Annotated in this window: 1 pseudogene; it reads right to left on the bottom strand. The window is 35.2% G+C overall.

Annotated features, from left to right (window positions below):
• Positions 1-267: pseudogene (locus SB775_RS30120) on the bottom strand (hypothetical protein); the annotation flags it as partial.

Genomic DNA, 267 nt, shown 5'->3' on the forward strand with positions numbered 1-267 from the left:
GATACGGTGCATAGAAAAATGTAAACTGTACTTCCGGGTTTTGTTTTACAAGTTCAATAATATTAGAATCAAAAGATTTAAGCATTTGTTCATGATACCAACCCTCAATGATTGGTTGATGCGGTGTTCCATCGACAACCTTTTTGGCTATATCTACTGAGAAATTTGGCTCGTCATCTCCAAATTTATATAGCCAATGAGGATCCTGTGGAGATTTTGTTGGGTCTAAATTTAATTTCATGTTCTGTAATGCCGTTTTTCGAGAAT

This window comes from Peribacillus sp. SIMBA_075, from assembly GCF_046534585.1.